This is a genomic window from Empedobacter falsenii (assembly GCF_019308355.1).
GTDB lineage: Bacteria > Bacteroidota > Bacteroidia > Flavobacteriales > Weeksellaceae > Empedobacter > Empedobacter falsenii_B.
In genome coordinates this window covers 1-21073 of record NZ_JAAGKM010000031.1, presented here as the reverse complement: position 1 = coordinate 21073, position 21073 = coordinate 1, and the positions used below count along the sequence as shown (strand labels likewise).

Genomic DNA, 21073 nt, shown 5'->3' with positions numbered 1-21073 from the left:
TTATTATAAAAACTAAATTGTTTTGAATTTTAATAATAAAATATTGCTTTTGTAAAGATGTAATTCTTTTCCTGAAACTTCGTAACGATTTACACTTTTCAACATCGATAAAAATGCTTTTTCTTCTTGCAAATTAGGACAAGCCATTTTAGTTTCAGAAAAATTAACAAAGCTTGTAACGCCGCTAACTTTTGTAAAAGAAGCATTGAAATTGTTGCAACCTGCAAATCCACTTACAGTCGAATTAGCTTCGTCAATAACCAACATCACGTCTTTATCGTACAAACCTTTTACTACGTTGTTATCGTTGATCAAATACCAATTTTGATTTGAAATCGAAACTTCCGCTTTAGGTTTAATTTTAGCAGTACTTGCGCTTGTAGAACAAGAAGTTGCTATAAAACTCATCAAAATAGTTGCTGAAAATAAAGTTACAATCTTTTTCATTTTTCGGAATATTTTATCTCAACTCAGCGTTGAATTTTTCTTGATACAATTTGATTAATTTATTCATTAAACCATCAATTTCTTGATCGCTTAATGTTTTATTTTCGTCTTGAATCATAAAACTTAAAGCATACGATTTTTTACCAACTGGCAATTTATCTCCTTCGTAAACGTCGAATAAATTAACAGCTTTCAACAAATTCGTTTTCACTTCTTTTGTCGCTTTGTACAATTCTTCATATTTCACAGAAGAGTCAAGCAATAAAGCTAAATCTCTACGAGAACCTGGGAATTTAGAGATTTCTTTGTATTTCAAATCGTGTTTGTTTGCTAAAGCAACCATTGCATCCCAATTTAATTGAGCAAAGAAAACATCTTGATTAACGCCTAATTTTTTTGCTAATTTTTTGCTGATGATTCCAAGTTTTCCTAATGATTTTTGAGCAGAAACAAATTCAATTCCATCTAAGAAATTATCATCTTTTGCAGGTAACTCATCTGTAATTTGAATATCTAATCGAACAAAAATTTGTTTAATCAAACCTTTCAAATCAGCAAATGAAGCTTTACGTAAATTTCCTGTCCACGATTCGCTATTAAAGTTTCCTGAAAGAACGATTCCTAAACATTTATTTTCTTCGTAAATACCATCAATTTTGCGGTAAATTTTCCCAAATTCGAATAATTTAACATCCGAATTACGACGGTTGATATTAAACGCAACATTTTCTAATAAACCATTCAACAAAGTGCGGCGCATTACAGCTAAATCAGCTGAAAGTGGATTTAACATGGCAACACTTTCTCCTTCTGGATAAAAGAAAACTTGTTCGTATTCTTTTTTCGTTAACGAGTTATTCATCGCTTCATTGAATCCGAAAGAAATCAATTGACGCGCAATAAAATCTTCGATTTTATCTGGACTAACTTTTTGATTTGGAACATAAGAAAACGAGAATTTTGAAGGAATTTCGATATTATCGTATCCATAAATTCTCAAAATATCTTCGATTAAATCTACATCACGTTGTACATCTACACGATAAGCAGGAACTTCTAAATCTAAAACTCCATTATTTTCTGACAAAATTTTAATTTCTAAATTTTCTAAAATCGATTTGATTTTATGTTCTGGAATTTCAACTCCTAATAATTCAACCACTTTATGTAAACGTAATTTTACATTAAAGTTTTGAATAGGATTTGCATAAATATCATCAATATTAGATGCAATTTCAGCACCAGCAATTTCAACTAACATCATCGCAGCTTTCTTCAACGCGTCGATAGTTATGTTAGGATCAATTCCACGTTCAAAGCGGAAAGAAGCATCCGTATTTAATGCATGTGCTTTCGCTCCTTTACGAATTGTTACTGGCTCGAAATATGCTGATTCTAAGAAAATAGTTGTCGTTGCATCCGAAACTCCAGAATCTTTTCCTCCGAAAACTCCAGCAATACACATTGGATTATTCTCGTTGCAAATCATCAATTCATGTCCTTTTAATGTACGTTCAACGCCATCTAAAGTTGTGAATTTTGTTCCTTCTGCTAATTTCTGAACGATTACTTTATTTCCTTCAATTTTAGCTGCATCAAAAGCATGTAAAGGCTGACCTAAATCGTGTAAAATATAATTGGTAATATCAACCACATTATTAATTGGCGATAATCCTATAACTTTTAAACGATTTTTTAACCAATCTGGCGACTCAGCAACTTTTACATTTTTTAAGTAAATACCTGCATAACGAGGCGCTGCTTCTGTATCTTTAACCTCGATAGAAATAGGATTTTTTCCGAAATCTGTCGTAGGATAATTTGATACATCATATGTTTTGAATGTTGACGCGATATCACGAGTTTTAAGGGCCGTATGTAAATCACGCGCTACACCAAAATGTGACATTGCATCCGCACGATTTGGCGTTAAACCAATTTCGATTTCGTGGTCAACTTCATCATTTTTTCCGAATAGGTCGAACGTAGAAGTTCCAGGTTTTAAATCTTCTGGTAAAACTAAAATACCAGAATGATCTGTACCAATTCCTAATTCTACTTCAGAACAAATCATTCCGAAAGATTCTTCACCACGAATTTTTGCCTTCTTGATTTTAAATTCACCATCTGGTGAAGGTAAAACCGTTCCGACAGTTGCAACAGGAACATTTTGACCTTCTGCAACATTAGGAGCTCCACAAACAATTTGCGTTTCTTTTCCGTCTCCTAAATCTATTTTAGTAACTCTTAATTTATCTGCGTTTGGATGAGGCACAGCTGATAAAACTTTACCAACTAATACGGTTTCCAAATAATTTTTAGCTCCACCTACTTGTTCTACACCTTCAACTTCTAGACCCGTACTTGTAAGTGTTGAAGACACTTCATCAAGTGTGATATCTGTATCAATGTAGGTTTTTAGCCAATTGTATGAAATTTTCATTGTATTGTATAAATGAATTTTATGTATTCTTTTTGATTATGCGTTTAACATAACTGGCATAACTAACATTAAGATTTCTTCGCCATCTTCTAGTCCATCAACTGGTTTGATGATTCCTGCACGATTTGGTTCAGACATTTCTAATGTTATTTCTTCTGATTGTAAATTGTTCAACATTTCGATTAAGAAACGAGAATTGAAACCGATTTGTAAGTCAGTTCCGTTGTAATCACAAGGAAGTCTTTCTTCTGCTTTGTTTGCAAAATCGATATCTTCAGCAGAAATTGTCAATGAATTTCCAACTAATTTTAATCGAACTTGGTTTGTTGTTTTGTTAGAGAAAATTGCCACACGTTTCAAAGATGTCAAGAATAAGTTTCTGTTAATCGTTAATACATTTGGATTTTCTTTTGGAATTACCGCTTCATAATTAGGATATTTACCATCAATCAAACGACAAGTTAACACGATGTTTTGGAATGAAAAACGTGTATTTGTATTGTTATATTCGATTGTTACATTGTCATTATTTCCTCCTAAAATATTTTTCAATAAGTTAAGTGGTTTTTTCGGCATAATATATTCAGCAGCTTGTAAATTGTCTAAGCCATTGCGAGTATATTTTACCAAACGATGCGCATCTGTAGCAACAAAACGGAAAATATCTGCATTTGCTTGGAAGAAGACTCCTGTCATAATTGGACGTAATTCGTCGTTTCCTGTCGCAAAAATAGTTTTGATAATTGCTTCTGATAAAATGCTTGCACTAAGTGTTGTAGAGCTTGCGTCTTCGATATCTGGCGTTTGAGGATATTCGTTTGCGTCTTCGAATGCTAACTGATAATTTCCTTGTTCTGAAACAATTTCCAACGTATTTCCTTCTTTTTGGATAAAAGTAAGCGGTTGCGCAGGGAAAGTTTTCAACGTGTCAGTTAAGATTTTTGATGGAATTGCAATTTTTCCATTATCATTAGACTCAACTTCTAAAGTTGTTGAAATTGTTGTTTCTAAATCAGAACCAGTGATAGTTAATTGGCTACCATCCAATTCGAATAAAAAATTATCAAGGATTGGTAAAGTATTATTAGAGTTAATAACCCCTCCGATTAAGTTAACATTTTTTAATAACGTGTTGCTCGATACAATAAATTTCATATGAAGAATATTTCCTTAAAATATCTAACAAATGTAATAAATAATCAAGTAAAAAACTCAAACCTATACATTAAATATTATATAGAATGGCTTGTTGTTGATTATCAAATAGAAAGATGATTGTAAATTGATTGTTATTATTTGTTTAAATTTTCTTTGAATTAAAAACTTTTCACCCGTAAATTTGTCTTGTATATCGAGACTTTTAACAAATCTTTTTGACCAAATCTCATCCAAAAAGATTAATTTGAATTTAAAATACTATTCTATGAAAATTGAATTGAATTTAGAAGGAAAAAATGGAGTTTTTATACTTCTTGATGAGAATAATAAAGAAGTTGGTGAATTAACTTTTATGCTGAAAGAAAAACAAATGTTGATTAATCATACAGGTGTTAATCCCGAATTGAGAGGACAAGGTTTGGCCGAAAAATTAGTGTTAGAAGCTGTAGATTACGCAAGAAAAAATCAGTTGAAAATCATTCCATTTTGTAGTTATGTGAGCGTTTATGTTGGTAAACATCCAGAAGTACAAGATGTAATTTAGAAAATTATGAATTTAGAAAAAGTTTTTGAACACAACCAAGAGTGGGTAAATAAACGTTTAGGACAAGACGAGCAATATTTTGATAAGCTTTCGGCTGGTCAAAATCCAGAAGTGCTTTACATTGGTTGTTCGGATAGTCGTGTGACGGCAGAAGAGTTGTTGGGAGCGGAGCCAGGTGAGGTTTTTGTACACCGCAATATTGCTAATATGGTAATTAGTTTGGATATGAATACCACTTCTGTTTTAGACTATGCGGTAGAACACCTAAAAGTGAAACATATTATAGTTTGTGGACATTATAATTGTGGAGGGATTAAATCTGCAATGATTCCGAAAGATTTAGGAATGATGAATCCTTGGTTGCGTAATATTCGAGATGTTTATCGTTTACATTCAGAAGAATTAAATGCAATCGAAAACGAAGGAATGCGCTATAATCGTTTGGTAGAGTTAAATGTACAAGAACAATGTGTAAATGTGGTAAAAAATCCTTTCGTGCAACGTGCTATGGAAAATGGATTGGAAGTACACGGTTGGGTGTTCGATTTGTTTACTGGGAAATTAATTGATTTGAATTTAAACTTCGATAAAATCTTAGAAAATATCAAAGAAATCTACGATATCAACGAATAAATTTAACATTTTGTTATATCTGGTATAATAATTGTTCTTAAGACTGTTAACCAAACTATATCAATGATTAAAAACCGTTGGATAAAAAAAATAGGTATCGCTTTAATTTCTATTATTGCGGTACTTTTTATTTTAAGTTTTTACATCTCCTATTTTCTGAATGATCGACTTCCAAAAATCATTGCAGAAAAAAACGATACGGCTTATAATCTGACTTACGAAGATTTGAGCTTTTCTATTTTTAATTCGTCTTTATCACTAAAAAATGTTGAAGTTTCTCCAAAAGATTCTTTGTTGATAAAGGATTCGATTGATGCAACAGGAAAAGTGAAAGAAATAAATGTTGTCGGTATCAATTTTATAAAATTAATTACCAAAAAAGAAGTTACAGCATATTCAATCAACATCAATAATCCCTCTGTAAATTATTATCTTAAAGAGAAAAAAGATTCGGTCAAAAAAGATACAGCGCAATCCAAAGTTGGTCAAAGTATTGATGTTTCCAATGTAAATATAAACAACGGCGAATTCAATTTGTATTCTCAATCAGGGAAAAAACATATTGCAAATGTTTCTAATTTTTCGATTGATTTTGACGGTGTTCGTTTCAATGAGCGAACAGCGGACAAAAAAATTCCGTTCAGATATTCTGCTTTTGATATTAAATTAGATTCGATGTTTTTTGTGGTTAAAGATCAACAATTGATTAGAGCACGAAAAGTTCGTTTTAATGAAACTGATTTTGAGTTGGATAATTTCTTGATGAAACCACTTAAAATGAACGGAAAAATGTACGTTCAAAACGATTCTGAAAATGATTTATTAGATATTGAATCGCCACTTCTTTCGCTTTCTAAGATGGATTGGGGATTTACTTCAGAAGATAAATTATATTTTAAAACAGATTTAATTAAATTCAAAAAGCCAAAAATTACCATTATTTCTGCTAAACCAGAGAATAAAGTTGAGAAAGAATCAATCAAAAAAGTAAGCATAAAAACGGAAGATGCGGAGTTAATTAATATCAAAAAGTTGCAAATAGAAAACGGTAAAATTCGTTCACTCTACTCGAATGCAAAAACGGTAAAATATGCAATAAATAATGTGGCGTTAAATATCGAAGGAATAAAAATGAATGCGTTGACACGCACAAATGATATTCCGATTGATTATAAAACTTTTCGTATTAAGTTGGATTCGATGTATTATCGATTGAATGAAATGCATACCTTAACAGCATCTAATTTTGATTTAACTGAAAAGAAATTGATTCTGAAAAATTTCAAAATGAAACCATTAATTTCAAAAAATCAATTTAATCAAAATTATACTAAATCAAATACATTATTAGATGTCGAAGCGCCAATTTTGACGTTGAATAATAACAGTTGGGGAATAAAAAATGGTGATTTTTATTTTCATACAAACTCAATCAAATTGGATGAGGTAAATGTGAAAATCATCGATCAAAAGAATGAAAAAGTTATTGCGAAGAAAGTTGAAAAAGTAACAGAAAAGTTCTTGATTAATTTTAACCTTGGAATTGATACAATTCAAATCAAGCAATCACGTTTTATTGCTTTACAAAAATTTGATTTCAATAATGTTAATTTGACGGTTTTAGGATTGAAAAATGATTATGGGAAAGAACTTCGAATCAATCAGGTTATTTTCAAAAATCCAAAATTTACGATTTATGGACAGCCCAGACGAGTGGCGCAACGAGAAGGAAAAACGTCAAAAGAATTTAACGATGTTATAAAAGTCGATAAAATTTCGTTGGTAAATGGACATTTAGATGTGATTCCTTATCAACAAAAAACGCCGAATTTAACATTGAAGCAAATTCAGTTAGCGTTTAATCAAATTAATGTTGATCCAAAAACAATTCAAGAAGCGATTCCTTTTTCGTATAAATCTGTATTACTGAAATCTTCGGGAATCGATTTTGATTTAGGAAAAATATATAAGATGACTACTGGAGCTTTGCAGTTTCAGAATGGAAATTTGACGTTAAATCAATTAAAATTGACACCAAAACTTACTCGAAAAGCATATACTGCATCTTTGCAAAAACAAGCTGATTTGTATACTGTTTCTGTGAAACAATTGCAAGGAAACGGTATACAATGGGGAATTTCGCCTTCAAAAGATTTTTTCTTGAAAGCGAATCAAATAAAATTGAACCAGCTTTATGCAAATATTTATAGAAGTTTGGTTCCACCTGATGACACAAAACGTAAAACAATGTTTTCACAAAAATTACGTGAAATGAAATTCGATTTAGGGGTGAAACAGTTGCAATTGGTCAACTCTAAATTAGAATATGAAGAGGAAACGGCTAAAAGTATTGGAACAGGAAAATTGACGTTTTCGTCGATAAATGCAAGGGTTAAAAATGTCAATTCGGGTTATCGTAAAATATCTTTACCAAACGTTGATGTTGATTGGCATTCAGAATTTATGAATGGAGATTTGCGTGCAAATTGGACATTTAATCCAATGAATCGTTCAGAGAAATTTAATATCAATGGTTCAATTTCAAAACTTCCTGCAAAAAATCTCGATCCTTTTGTGAAACCATATCTTAAGGTTTCTGTTGATGGATTTTTCAATCAAATAAAATTTAATTTTGATGGAAATGATAAAGTTGCTGGAGGAAATTTTGGAATAGATTATCAAAATTTGAAAGTGAATGTTTTGCGTGATGATGGTTCGAAAAGGAAATTATTATCAGCAGTTGGAAATGCAGCGGTAAAGAATGATTCTCGTGGAAAAATGAAAGAAGAAAAAGTAGAAAATATCGAACGAAAACAGGATAAATCATTTTTTAATTTCTTTTTAGCTTGTATCTTAGACGGTCTTAAAAAAGCACTTTTAATTATTTAAGAAAATGAAAAGAACAGTCTTCATAACCGGAGCAACATCTGGCATAGGAATGGCGACAGCAAAGAAATTAGCACCAAATTATCGTTTAATTTTGTGTGGGCGTCGTCAAGAACGATTAGATGAAATTCAGGCAGAATTGAGTCAAATTACGGAAGTAAAAACCATTCAATTTGATGTTCGAGACAAGGAAGCTGTTTTTAATGCAGTAGAAAGTTTAGAAAATGAGTGGAAAAATATTGATGTTTTAATCAATAATGCGGGAAATGCGCACGGATTAGCACCTTTTGATACAGCTGATTTGGAGGATTTGGAAGCAATGATTGATATCAATGTAAAAGGATTAATTTACGTTTCGAAAGCAATTATTCCAATTCTTAAACAATCATCAAATGCGCATATCATCAACCTTTCTTCGATTGCGGGAAAAGAAGTTTATCCAAATGGAGGAACATATTGTGCGTCGAAAGCGGCGGTAGAATCGTTAAGCAAAGGAATGCGTTATGATTTGTTACCTTACGGAATCAAAGTTTCCAATATTGCGCCAGGAGCGGTAGAAACAGAATTTTCTTTGGTTCGTTTCAAAGGAAATCAAGAACTTTCGGATAATGTATACAAAGGTTTTGAACCATTGGCTGGAGAGGATATTGCAAATGCAATAGAGTATTTGTTGCAACAACCAGAACATGTACAAATTGCTGATGTTACAATTTTTCCAAAAGCGCAAGCTGGAGGAACTGTTTTCTTGAAAAAATAATCTATTTCGAAAAATTGATGTCGATAAATAAGGACGGAAGTAAAATTCGCTTTTTAACGGAAAATGCAAATGCGAAAGTTTTTAAAAATGTATTGATGAGCATTAATAGCGATGATCAACAAATGTACATGATTATGGATGGTGAAATTACGGCATCCGAAATGAACAAAATGGTAAAACAATCTAATAAATAATAAAAAAGCTGAGCAACGCTCAGCTTTTTTAGTTCAATATTTTCTCATAACAAACACTTTCTTCGACGTTTTTGTATTGATCATAATTTTCGATTCTTGTATAATCACATCGCTCATACAAAGCGATTGCTTCGGGTTGTTTCAATCCAGTTTCCAAAATACATCGTTCATAATCCAATTCGATTGTCCAATTTTCTAACTCATTCAGAACTTTTGCCGCAATTCTATTTCCTCTAAAATCAGGGTTTACATACATTCTTTTCACTTCCATTGTTGTGTCAGAATAATGTTTTATTGCGCCGCAACCAACAGGATTTTCGTTCAAATAGGCGATAACAACGTGATTTATCTTGTCAACTTTATTGTATTGAGAAAAGAAAGAATGAAATTCTCCATCTCTTATCGCTAAATCTTTATCTAATTCTGTTACCAATTCTTCAAAATCTTTGTTAGAAGAATTTGTTCGAATGATTTTTATTGAATTCATATTATTTCTTTTGCTCAAATTTAATAAAACTTACGTTTTTTGTAGCGCTAAATTCTATTCTGTTCCGTTGTTTTTTGTGCTTGTTTCGCTTCTTTTACTTTTTGATTTCCGAAATTGTATTTCAAATTCAAAATAAAATATTGCGTATCGCGATAATCTTTGAAATATTGATTTTGATTTGCGTATTTCGTAGAAATAGTATTGCGATCAGTTTTAAAAATATCATTGAAAACCAAACCAATTTCGAAACGTTTATCCCATATTTTTTTGTTTAAAATCAAATATGTATTTTGAGAAGAACTAATATCAAATGAAGCTTGAATAGCTGGGGAATTATAATGATATCCTGTCGAAATATTAAATGTTTTTGCTTTGTCTAAATCCAATTGAGTGCTTAAAGAAATATAATAAGTAAACACATCATTTTTGTATTGTTGTTGATCTGGTCCGAAAAAATAATTTTGATTATATTCCACAAATGTAAATAAATTCAGTTTCCACCACGATTTTAGATTAAAATTTTTCGAAAGATTTGCTCCAAAAGCTTCTCCATTTTTGATGTTTGTAAAATGATAAACTGTTTCGAAAGTTTCAGGATTTTGAATAGAAATTTCCATCGCTGGATTTTTCTCGTATCGATAATAGGCTTCAAAATTCCAATCTTTCAAAGTGTAAGATAAACTCAAATTGTGAATAATCGTAGAAATTGCATTGGCATCGCCCTGAAAATAAGAAAACAGATTGTAATATGATTTTGAAGGATTCAAGAAATTATAATCTGGTCGATCAATTCTTTTTCCATAATTCAAACCAATTTGTCCAGTATTTTCAAAATTATACATGACGTATAAAGTTGGAAAAAGATCGGTGTTTGTTCGTTTATTTTGGCTAATTGGATTATCAGAAATCGTATTTATAAGAGCTGTTTCAGATCTCAAACCAGCTTTTGCTTCCCATTTTTTCCATTTGTAATTTCCAGAAATATACAACGCAAAAATCTGTTCTTTGTAATCAAAAATATTACTTTTTTCGGGTTGATATTCGATTTGATTTTGGATCGATTCAAAGAAATCCAAATCATTATCATTCTTTACAAAACTATATTTCGCTCCCGCTTCCAAGCCGAAATTTTCATTAGTGAAACTATAATCAATTTGTGTAGAAAATAGATTCAATTTTTGAAGTGCAGCACTCAAAAAACGATTTTCTTCATAAGGTTTATCTTTGAAATTCAGTTTTGTTAAAACATCTTGATTTTCTTTGTAATAACGATGACTAAAATTGTTACTCCAAGTCAAATTATTTTTCGCAATTTTTTTGTCATAAACCAAATACGTATTAAAATTATTTGAAGCTTCGCGACGATGATTTTGTGTTTTATAAAATGATTCAAGTTGATTATTTGTTGTATTGTAAATATTTGTCGGAACGTTATAATTCCCAATTGAAGCAGGATTTCTAGAACCATTTATTCCAAACTGAAAATTCTGTAAACTATCAATTGAATATTGAGAAGCAAAGTTGTAAATATGTTGTTGTTTCGCAACTGTTCGACGAATCATGTCACTTTCCCAGCGTGTCTGATCTTTTTCATAAGTTGTTACATCAAAATTCTTGCGAACATATTTTCCATTCACAAAATAATAACTTCCTGTCAATTGCCATTTTTCTGTATTGTAAGATTGGGTAGTACCCAGCATTCCTTTGCTATAAATAGATTGATGATAACGTGTCGCAATTTGTCCTTTGTAACCAGAAAGCACATTTTTCTTCATTTTAATATTTATAATCGCGCTTCCAGAAGCTTCATATTTTGCAGGCGGATTGGTAATGACTTCAACCGAAGAAACTGTTGCACCATCAGTATTTTCCAACAATTGTTTCAAATCATCTTGGGACATTAATGTTTTTTTATCATTAATTGTGACTAAAATTTGCGTATTTCCTCTCACACTTAACTGTTCATTTTTTAGAAGAACATTTGGCGTGTTTTTCACGATATCCCAAGCACTTAAATTTTGCAAAGGCGTATTTTCGACATTAAATTCTATTCGATCAATTTTTCGTTTCAACAAAGGTTTTTGACCAGAAACAACAACGTCTTTTAAGTTAATTGTTTCATCTTTTTGAAGCGTGATAATCAAAGAATTTTCTGAGTTGGCTTGATATGTTTTTTCAAGTTCTTGGTAACCAAATTCTTTAATATAAATTGTAAATGATTGTGCTTGATGAAGCTCAAAATTAAATTCACCATTTTCATTCGATTCAGTTACAATCGGATCTTGTGAAGGAATTTCAACTTCAATTGAACTATTTTTGATTGGTTGATTTTGCTCATCGATAATTTTTCCAGAAATAATTTGTGCAAAAATTAAATTTGGAAGTAGCAGAAAAAATGTTATTACTATTTTCATGGTTCAGATTTTTAACAAATCTCTTTCAAGTTTCGATTTTACTTGGTTAATGAACGGTTAACGATGAGTTAATGTGTAATTTATGTGCGAAAACAATGTATTTTTGAATTGATGGAAAGCTTATGAAATTATCTAAAAAACATTATACATTTATTTTCTCTTTTGCATTGATCGTTTTGGTTGCATTGCAAGGGTATTATATCTACAATTTGTATCGATTGATTGAGAAAGATATGAATAAAGAGGCGTGTGAAATTGGAGTTAAAGTGATGAATTTTATGTCAAAATATGAAACAGATTCTAATGATGATAAGATTTTAGATTATTTCAAAAAACTGAATCATGATGAAAAAAAACAGTTTGATGAATTACAAATAATTCGAACGAAAGTAGATTATAATTATGAGATTTATACGCCAATTGTAGATTCTCTATTAGACGTTTATTCTAAGGAAAATAATTTTGAAATAGCGCTTCGTACAGATGTTTATTCGGTTTATGATGAATTGAATCATAAAGAATTATTGCCAAAGAAAAAGTATGTGATTTACGAAACGACAAATAAAATTGCGAAACCAACTAATATTAATCAAAGTGTTTGGTCATCGGATGATATTAGTAATCAAACAGATTCTGATTTAGGAATTAATAAAAATGAACGTCATAAATATAAAATTAGAGGAAAGACAGATTTTGAATTACTGAATTTGAAATTTTTAATTCTCAAGAAAATTATTCCTTTAATCATTGTGAGTTTGTTGATTGTTGGATTAATTGTCTTTTTGTATTGGAAAAGTCTTAAAAATTTATCGAAACAAGAAGAAAAAATCAATCAATTACATTTGACAATAGACTCTATTGCGCATGAATTGAATACGCCAATTACGACGATGAAATTTGCTTTGCATCAAGTTCAACATCCAGAAACGCAACAAATGATGAACAGACAAATTAATCGTTTGGAGCAAACTGTTGATTCTATTTTTGTAAAAAATGACGAAAATTCTGAATTGTTAGATGAGGTTATTTTGAATGAAATTATCCAAAAGATTCAACTTCAATATCCAGAAATTAAACTTATTAATCAAAGTATTTTCGAGAAAAATAATGTACTGAAAACAAACGATTTTAAACAAATTGCTCAGAATTTAATTGAAAATTCAGTCAAATATGGAGCTACTGAAATTGTATTAGATTTTAAATTTCAAAAAAAAATAACATTGAATTTTTCGGATAATGGAATTGGAATTCCAACCAATGATTTGCCTCTTATTTTTGATAAATATTATCGTGTGAATCGTTCTATTAACCAAAATGTAAGCGGTTTGGGTGTTGGATTATTTTTGGTCAAGAATACAATCGAACGATATTTAGGAACAATTAACGTTCAGAATAATAAAGACAAAGGTGTTCAATTTTTAATCATTTTGCCGAATGAAAACTAAATTAATTTTAGTAGAAGATGATCAAGATTTGGGAACTGTTCTCAAACAATATCTAGAATTTTCTGATTTTGAAGTGACTTGGTTTGATCATCCACAAAAACTATTGAAGGAAATAGAATCGTTGGAATCAGCTCAATTAATCATTTTTGATGTCATGTTACCCGAAATTGATGGTTTTTCTTTGGCGAAAAAATTAGCCGAAACCATTACAATTCCATATTTATTTTTGACTGCTAAGGCGCAAAGTTTTGATCGTGTTTTAGGTTTGAAATTAGGTGCAGATGATTACATCACAAAACCTTGCGATCCTGAAGAATTGGTTTTGAGAATAAAAAATATTTTGAAACGAAATCAACCTGTTTTAGAAAAATTGATAAAAATTGGAACTTATGTTTTTCATCCAAATCAATTGCAATTATCTTATCAAGAAGAAAAATTTCAGTTAACAGAAAAAGAAGCAGAATTGTTGAGTTTCTTGATTCAGAATAATCAAAAATTAGTGAGTCGAAAAGAGATTTTAGAAAAAATTTGGGGCGAAAACGATTATTTTATGGGTAGAAGTTTGGATGTTTTTATGACACGTTTGCGCAAATATTTTCAGAACGACGAAATGATAAAATTTGAATCTGTTCGAGGTATTGGTTTTAAAATTAATTTTCCACTCTAAAAAAATAAAGCTGAACAGAAGTCCAGCTTTAATAACAAACAATTGAATTCTAAATTCAGTAAAGGGAACCGAATTTTATAAATGGATTTTTATATTCCTTGAGCAATCATAGCATCGGCAACTTTTACGAAACCAGTTATATTAGCGCCTTTGTAATAATTTATATTTTCTTGAAATTCACCTTTTCCATATTTTTTACATTGGTGATGAATTTTTATCATAATTTCTTTTAATCGATAATCTACTTTTTCTCTGTTCCAATTTTGACGGATCGAATTTTGAGACATTTCCAATCCAGAAGTTGCAACACCACCAGCATTCGCAGCTTTTCCAGGACCGTATAAAATTTGATGATCCAAAAAATAATGAACCGCTTCGGGAGTTGTTGGCATATTTGCACCTTCTGCAACCAATTTGCATCCGTTGAGATGTAAAGTTTGAGCATCTTGCAAATCCAATTCGTTTTGTGTTGCACATGGCAAAGCTATATCACAAGGGACTTTCCAAGGATTTTGGTCGGAGAAAAATTTAGCATTTGGATAATAATCAACATACTTTGAGATTCTATCATAATCATCATTTTTAATTTTGAAAATGACCTTTAATTTTTCTGTGTCAAAACCATCTTCATCATAAATATATCCAGAAGAATCAGAAAGTGTTACCACTTTAGCACCCAATTCTAAAGACTTTTCAGCAGCATATTGTGCAACATTTCCAGAGCCAGAAATAGAAACTGTTTTTCCTTTTAAGGTTTCTTTTTTTTCGGCTAACATACATTCTACAAAATATAATAAACCGTAACCAGTTGCTTCAGGACGAATCAAAGAACCGCCATATTCCAAACCTTTTCCAGTTAAAACACCTGTAAATTCGTTTCGCATTCGTTTGTATTGACCAAATAAATAACCAATTTCTCTTCCTCCAACACCAATATCACCAGCGGGAACATCTACATCAGCACCAATATGACGAGATAATTCGCTCATAAAAGATTGGCAGAAGCGCATAATTTCCATGTCAGATTTTCCTTTTGGATCAAAATCAGAACCACCTTTTCCGCCACCCATAGGTAAAGTTGTCAAGCTATTTTTGAAAACTTGTTCAAAAGCTAAGAATTTAAGAATAGATAAATTAACTGATGGATGAAAGCGCAAACCGCCTTTGTAAGGACCAATCGCAGAATTCATTTGTACACGATAACCTTTGTTGATTTGGATTTCGCCTTTGTCATCAACCCAAGTTACTCTAAACTGAATAATGCGCTCTGGTTCTGCAATTCTTTCAAGAATTTTGAATTTCTTGTATTTAGGATTTTCTTCTACAAATGGTAAAATGGTTTCGGAAACTTCTTCAACTGCTTGTAAAAATTCTTTTTCGTTAGGGTTTTTTGATTTAATTCTTTGAATGAATTTTTCTGAGTAAAATAAAGTATCCATGCTATTTGTGTTTTATTGTTGATAAAATTATATTAAATAACAAATAAAATAATATATTTTTTAAATCAAACTTTTAATATTTATGAATTTGATAATTTCGAATACTTAGAATATATAGGTTGATAATTTTTGAAACAAAAAAAGCAGGAAAATTTCCTGCTTAATAAATTTTGTATTTTTATTCAGTTTAAGACAAGACTTATTTTTTGAAAAATCCACCCAATAAACTCATGGCATCTCCAATTCCTAATTGTCCATCACCATCCTGATCTAACAATTTTTCGAAACCTCCTAAATTTACTCCGCTTTGGTTTGTTTGAGTTGTAGAACCACCAACTAAACCGCCTAATAAACCAGCAATCCCATTTGAATCTAATCCAGCAGATTGTTTTTGTTTACCCAAGTAGCCCATTACAATTGGCGCAACTAACGCTAAAATTTGAGTAACTTGTGCTGTATTCAATCCAGATTGTTGAGAAATTGCAGATTCTACATTTTGTTGTTTATTTCCTAAAACGTGACCTAAAATTCCTAATCCATCTTGTTGGTTTCCTCCTTGACCTAAAAATCCAGAAAGATTATCCAAAATACTCCCGTCATGTTGATTCAAAGCATTCGAAATTCCTTCAGCACCTCCGCCTTGTGCATTTTTATTTAAAGCAGACAATAAAAAAGGTACAGCTGCTGCAACAGCAGTTTGAGCTTGAGATTCATTAATCCCTAATTGTTTTGCAGCAGAACCAACAATTTGTTGTCCCATTGCTCCTTGAATTAAATTAGTAAAGTCCATAAGTTTATATTATTTACTCAAATATACTATTTTTAAAAGATTAATTCAGATTAATATTAAGAGTCCTACAAAGTATTTCTATTTTTGTACAATCAATTTTGTAAATGAAACAAATAAATCTTTTTTTAGTAATCATTATTGCGGTTTTGGCTTTATTACCAATCGTTTTACCGAATCGTTTCGACGAAGAAATGCAATATGAATTTGATGCACCTGTTGGTTTGGTGTACGACGAATTTTATAATCTTCGTCAATTCTCGAAATGGCAACAATTTACAGCTTCGGATTCTTTGACAATCAAGAAATTTTCGAATACAAAAGAAGAGGACGAAAATTATATGATATGGGATTCAGAAGATGCTTCAATTGCTTCAGGAAAAGTAACGATTGAAAATTTTTCGATTAATCGTTTCGTTAATTATACGATAAAATATGATGGTTGGGAAAAATTAGATAGTTTGAATGTCAAATTTGAACAACAAGAAAATGGGAAAACAACTGCAAAATTGAATTATTTAAGTCAAGAAATTCCTTATTTCTACCGCTATTTTGCTTTTTTCAAAAATCCTGAATCTAAATTTGAAAAATCTTTGGATAACCTAAATCAAAAAGTGAAAGTTAGATTAGATAAGGATCAAAAAGAAGGACGATTGAATTATGGTGAATATCGAATTGTAGAATTAGGTCGAACAAATTTATTAGCGATTCGTAAACAATCAAGTTTAGCGGAAAAAGATATAATGGATAAAGTAGATGGTGCTTTTGAGGTGATTTATAAATCGTTAATGAATAAAGATGAAGGTGGTTTTGATTTCGATTTAGGTTTTCCATATGTCTACTTTACTGATTTTGATAAAGAAAAAGATAAGACAACATTTTTTGCTGGAATACAATTAATAGAAGATTTGCCTTTGCAAAAAGAGATGAAAAAAGTGGTTGTTCCTGGTGGAGATTATTTGTTGACATTGCATTTAGGACCTCGTTCTAAGCGTGCGCAAACAATCGAGAAAATGAAGAATTATGCAAAATCTAAAAAATTACAACTGGATACAAAACAATTAGAAATTATGTTAAACGATCCGAAGGAAACAGATAGTTTAAAACTAATTTCTCGAATTTATATTCCAATTAAAAAACAATAAATACTTAAGAATTAACAATTTTTAAAGTACACTTAGCCACAGGAATGTGGCTTTTTTTGTATTTTTGCAACTTCTTACAAACGAACATGGACAAAGATTTTATTGAAGTTTACGGTGCACGTGAACATAATCTGAAAAATATTGATGTAAAGATTCCTCGAAACGAACTTGTGGTAATCACGGGTTTGAGTGGAAGTGGAAAATCTTCGTTGGCTTTTGATACGATTTATGCAGAAGGACAACGTCGTTATATCGAAACTTTTTCGGCTTATGCACGTCAATTTTTAGGTGGTTTGGAACGTCCAGATGTTGATAAAATTGATGGTTTATCACCAGTTATTGCCATTGAGCAAAAAACGACCAATAAAAATCCGCGTTCTACTGTTGGTACAATTACAGAAATTTATGACTTTCTTCGTTTGTTGTATGCACGTGCTTCAACGGCTTTTTCTGTTGAAACAAACGAACAAATGGTTGCTTACACAGAAGAGCAAATCATTGAATTGATTCGTGCGCAATACAGCGGAAAGAAAATTGCGATTTTAGCACCAATTGTACGTTCAAGAAAAGGTCATTATCGAGAGGTTTTTGTGACATATTCTAAAAAAGGTTTTCTTGAAATGCGCATTGATGGCGAGTTGAAAGATATTGCACCAGGAATGATGTTAGATCGCTATAAAACGCATGATATCGAATTGATGGTGGATAAAATGTTGCTGAATGATAATGTGAACGATCAACGTTTGCGTTCAAGTATCGATCATGCAATGCAACAAGGTAATGGGATTACGATGATTTTGGATTACGAAACCAATGAAACGAAATTCTTTTCTCGTTCGTTGATGTGTCCGTCGACAGGAATGTCATATGCGTTGCCAGAACCTAATACATTTTCGTTCAATTCACCAAAAGGTGCTTGTCCGACGTGTACAGGTTTAGGTGAGTTGAAAGTGGTAAATCACGAAAAATTATTTCAAGATAAAGATAAATCGTTGTTTGATAATTTGGAAGAATTATTTGAGACGTTAAAATCATCTTCTCGAATAGAAAAACAATTGGAAGCGATTTTTGTCAAACATAATATAGACCAGAAAGTAGCATTCAAGAAACTTCCTCAAGCTTTGATTGATGATGTAATGAATGGTTTGAAAGAAACATTGAATGTTGATCTTAAGTTTGCATCAGTTAAAAAAACATATAAAATCGATTTTGAAGGATTGAATGAATTTCTTTCTGAAATTATGGAAGATAAAAATAATCCGTCTTCAAGTTCGATTAGCAAAAAGTTTGGAAAGAAAGTTATTTGTCCAAGTTGCGAAGGGAAACGTCTTAAAAAAGAATCACTTTTCTTTCGTATCGATGATAAAAATATTGGTGAAGTTGCGGAAATGGATCTTCAATCGTTGCAAAAATGGATTGAAAATGCGCCAGTTTCGATGACTTCGAATCAACAACAAATTGCGCACGAGATTCTGAAAGAAATTTATACACGTTTATCTTTTTTATTAGATGTTGGATTAGATTATTTGAGTCTTAATCGTTCTTCAAGAACCCTTTCTGGAGGCGAGGCACAACGAATTCGTTTGGCTACTCAAATTGGTTCTCAACTGGTGAATGTGTTGTATATTTTAGATGAGCCAAGTATTGGTTTACATCAGCGCGATAATGTCAGATTGATAGATTCGTTGAAGAAATTACGCGATATCGGAAATTCGGTTTTGGTTGTAGAACACGATAAAGATATGATCTTAGAATCGGATTATGTGGTTGATGTTGGACCAAAAGCAGGGAAAAATGGCGGTCAAATTGTTTGGGAAGGTGAACCAGAACAAATGTTGAAATCAAATACATTAACATCAAAATACTTAAACAATCAGTTGCAAATCGAAATTCCAAAAGAACGAAGAAAAGGTAATGGATTAGAATTGAAACTTTTTGGTGCATCAGGAAATAATCTTAAAAATGTCAATCTTACCATTCCTTTGGGTGAATTGGTTGTGGTTTCGGGTGTTTCCGGTTCTGGAAAATCAACGTTGATTAATGAAACATTATACAGAATTCTGAATCAACATTTCTTTAGAGCAGAAAAAGATCCAATGCCTTACAAAAAAATTGAAGGTTTAGAGCATTTGGATAAAGTAATCGAAGTGGATCAGTCGCCAATTGGTCGTACGCCTCGTTCTAATCCCGCGACTTATACGGGAATTTTCTCTGATATTCGTACGTTGTTTACAAATTTACCTGAAGCCAAAATTAGAGGTTACAAGCCTGGACGTTTTTCATTTAATGTAAAAGATGGACGTTGTGAAACTTGTCAAGGAGCAGGTTTGCGTGTGATTGAAATGAATTTTTTACCTGATATTCATGTCGAATGTGAAACATGTAATGGAAAACGTTTTAATCGTGAAACGCTTGAAGTTCGTTACAAAGGAAAATCGATTTCGGATGTGTTAGAAATGACGGTAAATGAAGCGGTAGAATTCTTTGAAGCAATTCCGAAAATATATCGTTATGTCAAAATGTTGCAAGATGTAGGTTTGGGTTACATTACGCTTGGTCAGCAGTCTACAACATTGAGTGGAGGAGAGGCGCAACGTGTGAAATTAGCAACAGAATTAGCTAAAAAACAAACAGGAAAAACAATTTATATTTTAGATGAACCGACAACAGGTTTGCATTTTGAAGATGTAAATGTGTTGATGAAAGTAATCAATAAAATTGTAGATTTTGGAAATACTGTTATCATTATCGAACATAATTTGGATGTGATAAAATTAGCCGATTATGTGATTGATATTGGTCCAGACGGAGGAAGCAAAGGTGGAAAAATTGTGGCAGAAGGAACGCCAGAAGAAATCATTAAGAATCCGAAAAGTGTGACAGGAAAATTCTTGAAAGACGAATTGAAATAAAAAAAAATCCATCTAATAACTAAGCTTTCGTCTTGCCCGGAGGGCTAGAGATGAAAGCCCGTTGAACGGAACCGGAGTAGCTTTATGTATTATGGGGTTTTCGAAATGTGGCTTTAAGATATACAAGCAGTAATTTTAGGATTACTGTTTTTTTTGTGGTTGAAGTTGTATTTCTTCATGCGTTTTGGCTGTTTTTTTGTGCTTTAAACACAAATTCCCTTACCCGTAAAAGTTAATTCACAGAAGCAAGTTTGTTTCCGATAAGATACTTTTCTGGCGGACCTCTTTGTCCAAAAACGTGCAACGTAACCAGATTCCCCACTTTACAACAATAACATTTTCGATGTTGTGTTTTAGGCTCTACTAATGCTCGCGCAACGTGTAATTCTTCTTGTAACTGCTGTAGTTTGCCACGTTTCCAACTGCTGCTTAAAATTCCGTAGTGCCGTATGCGAACAAATCGTTTCGGTAAAACATGCAAGCTAAAACGGCGGGCGAATTCTTCGTTTTTTAATGTGAGTTGCTTGGTTTCACTTCCGTCTCTATAATCTTTATAATTGATAGTAACTTCTTGATGGGTTACATTTGTAATGCGATGGTTGCTAATGGCTACCTTGTGGGTATATCTACCCAGATACTCAATCACTTGTTTTGGGCCGCCAAATGACCGTTTGGCATAAACAACCCAATGCTTTTCAAACAAACTTTCTAAGAT

General features: G+C 31.5%; 17 protein-coding genes. 9 read left to right on the top strand and 8 right to left on the bottom strand.

Features of this window, described 5'->3' with window-relative positions; translation table 11 throughout:
- Window positions 1–12: 12 nt before the first annotated feature.
- The 3 genes from G0Q09_RS11335 to dnaN are packed head-to-tail and all read right to left on the bottom strand — an operon-like array spanning window position 13 to window position 4045.
- Window positions 13–447, bottom strand: coding sequence for an META domain-containing protein (locus G0Q09_RS11335; protein ID WP_219034952.1), 435 nt, complete (start codon window positions 445–447; stop codon window positions 13–15).
- A gap of 13 nt (window positions 448–460) precedes the next feature.
- Window positions 461–2890, bottom strand: a complete 2430-nt coding sequence (gene pheT, locus G0Q09_RS11330; RefSeq protein WP_219034951.1) for a phenylalanine--tRNA ligase subunit beta — start codon at window positions 2888–2890, stop codon at window positions 461–463.
- A 36-nt stretch (window positions 2891–2926) separates the two neighbouring features.
- A complete protein-coding gene (dnaN, locus tag G0Q09_RS11325) occupies window positions 2927–4045 on the bottom strand; it encodes a DNA polymerase III subunit beta (RefSeq protein ID WP_219034950.1) in 1119 nt (372 codons plus the stop codon).
- A 268-nt stretch (window positions 4046–4313) separates the two neighbouring features.
- On the opposite strand from dnaN, the gene G0Q09_RS11320 reads away from it, so the two are divergent.
- From G0Q09_RS11320 to G0Q09_RS11300, 5 genes are all read left to right on the top strand, one after another.
- Window positions 4314–4592, top strand: a complete 279-nt coding sequence (locus G0Q09_RS11320; protein ID WP_125350239.1) for a GNAT family N-acetyltransferase — start codon at window positions 4314–4316, stop codon at window positions 4590–4592.
- 6 nt (window positions 4593–4598) lie between these two features.
- Window positions 4599–5225: a carbonic anhydrase gene (locus G0Q09_RS11315; RefSeq protein ID WP_219034949.1), complete on the top strand. Its 627-nt coding sequence runs from the start codon at window positions 4599–4601 to the stop codon at window positions 5223–5225.
- A 63-nt stretch (window positions 5226–5288) separates the two neighbouring features.
- Window positions 5289–8114, top strand: coding sequence for an AsmA family protein (locus G0Q09_RS11310; protein WP_219034948.1), 2826 nt, complete (start codon window positions 5289–5291; stop codon window positions 8112–8114).
- A 4-nt stretch (window positions 8115–8118) separates the two neighbouring features.
- Entirely contained in the window at window positions 8119–8868 is a 750-nt protein-coding gene (locus G0Q09_RS11305) for an SDR family NAD(P)-dependent oxidoreductase (RefSeq protein WP_219034947.1), read from the top strand.
- 17 nt (window positions 8869–8885) lie between these two features.
- Window positions 8886–9062, top strand: coding sequence for a hypothetical protein (locus G0Q09_RS11300; protein WP_219034946.1), 177 nt, complete (start codon window positions 8886–8888; stop codon window positions 9060–9062).
- A 28-nt stretch (window positions 9063–9090) separates the two neighbouring features.
- On the opposite strand, the gene G0Q09_RS11295 is transcribed toward G0Q09_RS11300, so the two are convergent.
- Both G0Q09_RS11295 and G0Q09_RS11290 read right to left on the bottom strand, forming a co-directional pair.
- Complete coding sequence (locus G0Q09_RS11295; RefSeq protein WP_181816280.1) at window positions 9091–9549, bottom strand: GNAT family N-acetyltransferase; 459 nt, start codon at window positions 9547–9549, stop codon at window positions 9091–9093.
- A gap of 47 nt (window positions 9550–9596) precedes the next feature.
- Window positions 9597–11963 carry an outer membrane beta-barrel family protein gene (locus G0Q09_RS11290; RefSeq protein WP_219034945.1) on the bottom strand — a complete coding sequence of 789 codons (2367 nt, stop codon included), beginning with the start codon at window positions 11961–11963 and terminating at the stop codon, window positions 9597–9599.
- A gap of 122 nt (window positions 11964–12085) precedes the next feature.
- On the opposite strand from G0Q09_RS11290, the gene G0Q09_RS11285 reads away from it, so the two are divergent.
- Both G0Q09_RS11285 and G0Q09_RS11280 read left to right on the top strand, forming a co-directional pair.
- Window positions 12086–13408 (top strand): sensor histidine kinase, encoded by a 1323-nt coding sequence (locus G0Q09_RS11285; protein WP_125350246.1) that lies wholly within the window; start codon window positions 12086–12088, stop codon window positions 13406–13408.
- A complete protein-coding gene (locus G0Q09_RS11280; RefSeq protein ID WP_219034944.1) occupies window positions 13398–14075 on the top strand; it encodes a response regulator transcription factor in 678 nt (225 codons plus the stop codon). Before G0Q09_RS11285 ends, G0Q09_RS11280 begins: the two co-directional genes overlap by 11 nt.
- 89 nt (window positions 14076–14164) lie before the next feature.
- Here the strand turns inward: G0Q09_RS11280 and gdhA are convergent, their stop codons facing one another.
- On the bottom strand, window positions 14165–15514 hold the full coding sequence (gene gdhA, locus G0Q09_RS11275; RefSeq protein WP_219034943.1) for an NADP-specific glutamate dehydrogenase: 1350 nt from the start codon (window positions 15512–15514) through the stop codon (window positions 14165–14167).
- A 199-nt stretch (window positions 15515–15713) separates the two neighbouring features.
- Window positions 15714–16304 carry a DUF937 domain-containing protein gene (locus tag G0Q09_RS11270; protein WP_180905983.1) on the bottom strand — a complete coding sequence of 197 codons (591 nt, stop codon included), beginning with the start codon at window positions 16302–16304 and terminating at the stop codon, window positions 15714–15716.
- A gap of 104 nt (window positions 16305–16408) precedes the next feature.
- On the opposite strand from G0Q09_RS11270, the gene G0Q09_RS11265 reads away from it, so the two are divergent.
- Window positions 16409–17446: a GyrI-like domain-containing protein gene (locus tag G0Q09_RS11265; RefSeq protein ID WP_219034942.1), complete on the top strand. Its 1038-nt coding sequence runs from the start codon at window positions 16409–16411 to the stop codon at window positions 17444–17446.
- Window positions 17447–17532: 86 nt separating this feature from the next.
- Complete coding sequence (gene uvrA, locus G0Q09_RS11260; RefSeq protein ID WP_219034941.1) at window positions 17533–20358, top strand: excinuclease ABC subunit UvrA; 2826 nt, start codon at window positions 17533–17535, stop codon at window positions 20356–20358.
- 232 nt (window positions 20359–20590) lie between these two features.
- Here the strand turns inward: uvrA and G0Q09_RS11255 are convergent.
- A partial coding sequence (locus G0Q09_RS11255) for an IS91 family transposase (protein WP_219034940.1) occupies window positions 20591–21073 on the bottom strand: 483 nt, incomplete at its 5' end.

What these genes read in the sequence shown, in the direction of transcription:
- G0Q09_RS11295 (WP_181816280.1), bottom strand. Translation starts at nt 9,549, where the DNA reads ATGAATTCAATAAAAATCATTCGAACAAATTCTTCTAACAAAGATTTT.
- G0Q09_RS11315 (WP_219034949.1), top strand. Translation starts at nt 4,599, where the DNA reads ATGAATTTAGAAAAAGTTTTTGAACACAACCAAGAGTGGGTAAATAAA.
- G0Q09_RS11285 (WP_125350246.1), top strand. Translation starts at nt 12,086, where the DNA reads ATGAAATTATCTAAAAAACATTATACATTTATTTTCTCTTTTGCATTG.
- uvrA (WP_219034941.1), top strand. Translation starts at nt 17,533, where the DNA reads ATGGACAAAGATTTTATTGAAGTTTACGGTGCACGTGAACATAATCTG.
- G0Q09_RS11270 (WP_180905983.1), bottom strand. Translation starts at nt 16,304, where the DNA reads ATGGACTTTACTAATTTAATTCAAGGAGCAATGGGACAACAAATTGTT.
- gdhA (WP_219034943.1), bottom strand. Translation starts at nt 15,514, where the DNA reads ATGGATACTTTATTTTACTCAGAAAAATTCATTCAAAGAATTAAATCA.
- G0Q09_RS11335 (WP_219034952.1), bottom strand. Translation starts at nt 447, where the DNA reads ATGAAAAAGATTGTAACTTTATTTTCAGCAACTATTTTGATGAGTTTT.
- G0Q09_RS11290 (WP_219034945.1), bottom strand. Translation starts at nt 11,963, where the DNA reads ATGAAAATAGTAATAACATTTTTTCTGCTACTTCCAAATTTAATTTTT.
- pheT (WP_219034951.1), bottom strand. Translation starts at nt 2,890, where the DNA reads ATGAAAATTTCATACAATTGGCTAAAAACCTACATTGATACAGATATC.
- G0Q09_RS11310 (WP_219034948.1), top strand. Translation starts at nt 5,289, where the DNA reads ATGATTAAAAACCGTTGGATAAAAAAAATAGGTATCGCTTTAATTTCT.
- G0Q09_RS11320 (WP_125350239.1), top strand. Translation starts at nt 4,314, where the DNA reads ATGAAAATTGAATTGAATTTAGAAGGAAAAAATGGAGTTTTTATACTT.
- G0Q09_RS11300 (WP_219034946.1), top strand. Translation starts at nt 8,886, where the DNA reads ATGTCGATAAATAAGGACGGAAGTAAAATTCGCTTTTTAACGGAAAAT.
- G0Q09_RS11280 (WP_219034944.1), top strand. Translation starts at nt 13,398, where the DNA reads ATGAAAACTAAATTAATTTTAGTAGAAGATGATCAAGATTTGGGAACT.
- G0Q09_RS11305 (WP_219034947.1), top strand. Translation starts at nt 8,119, where the DNA reads ATGAAAAGAACAGTCTTCATAACCGGAGCAACATCTGGCATAGGAATG.
- dnaN (WP_219034950.1), bottom strand. Translation starts at nt 4,045, where the DNA reads ATGAAATTTATTGTATCGAGCAACACGTTATTAAAAAATGTTAACTTA.
- G0Q09_RS11265 (WP_219034942.1), top strand. Translation starts at nt 16,409, where the DNA reads ATGAAACAAATAAATCTTTTTTTAGTAATCATTATTGCGGTTTTGGCT.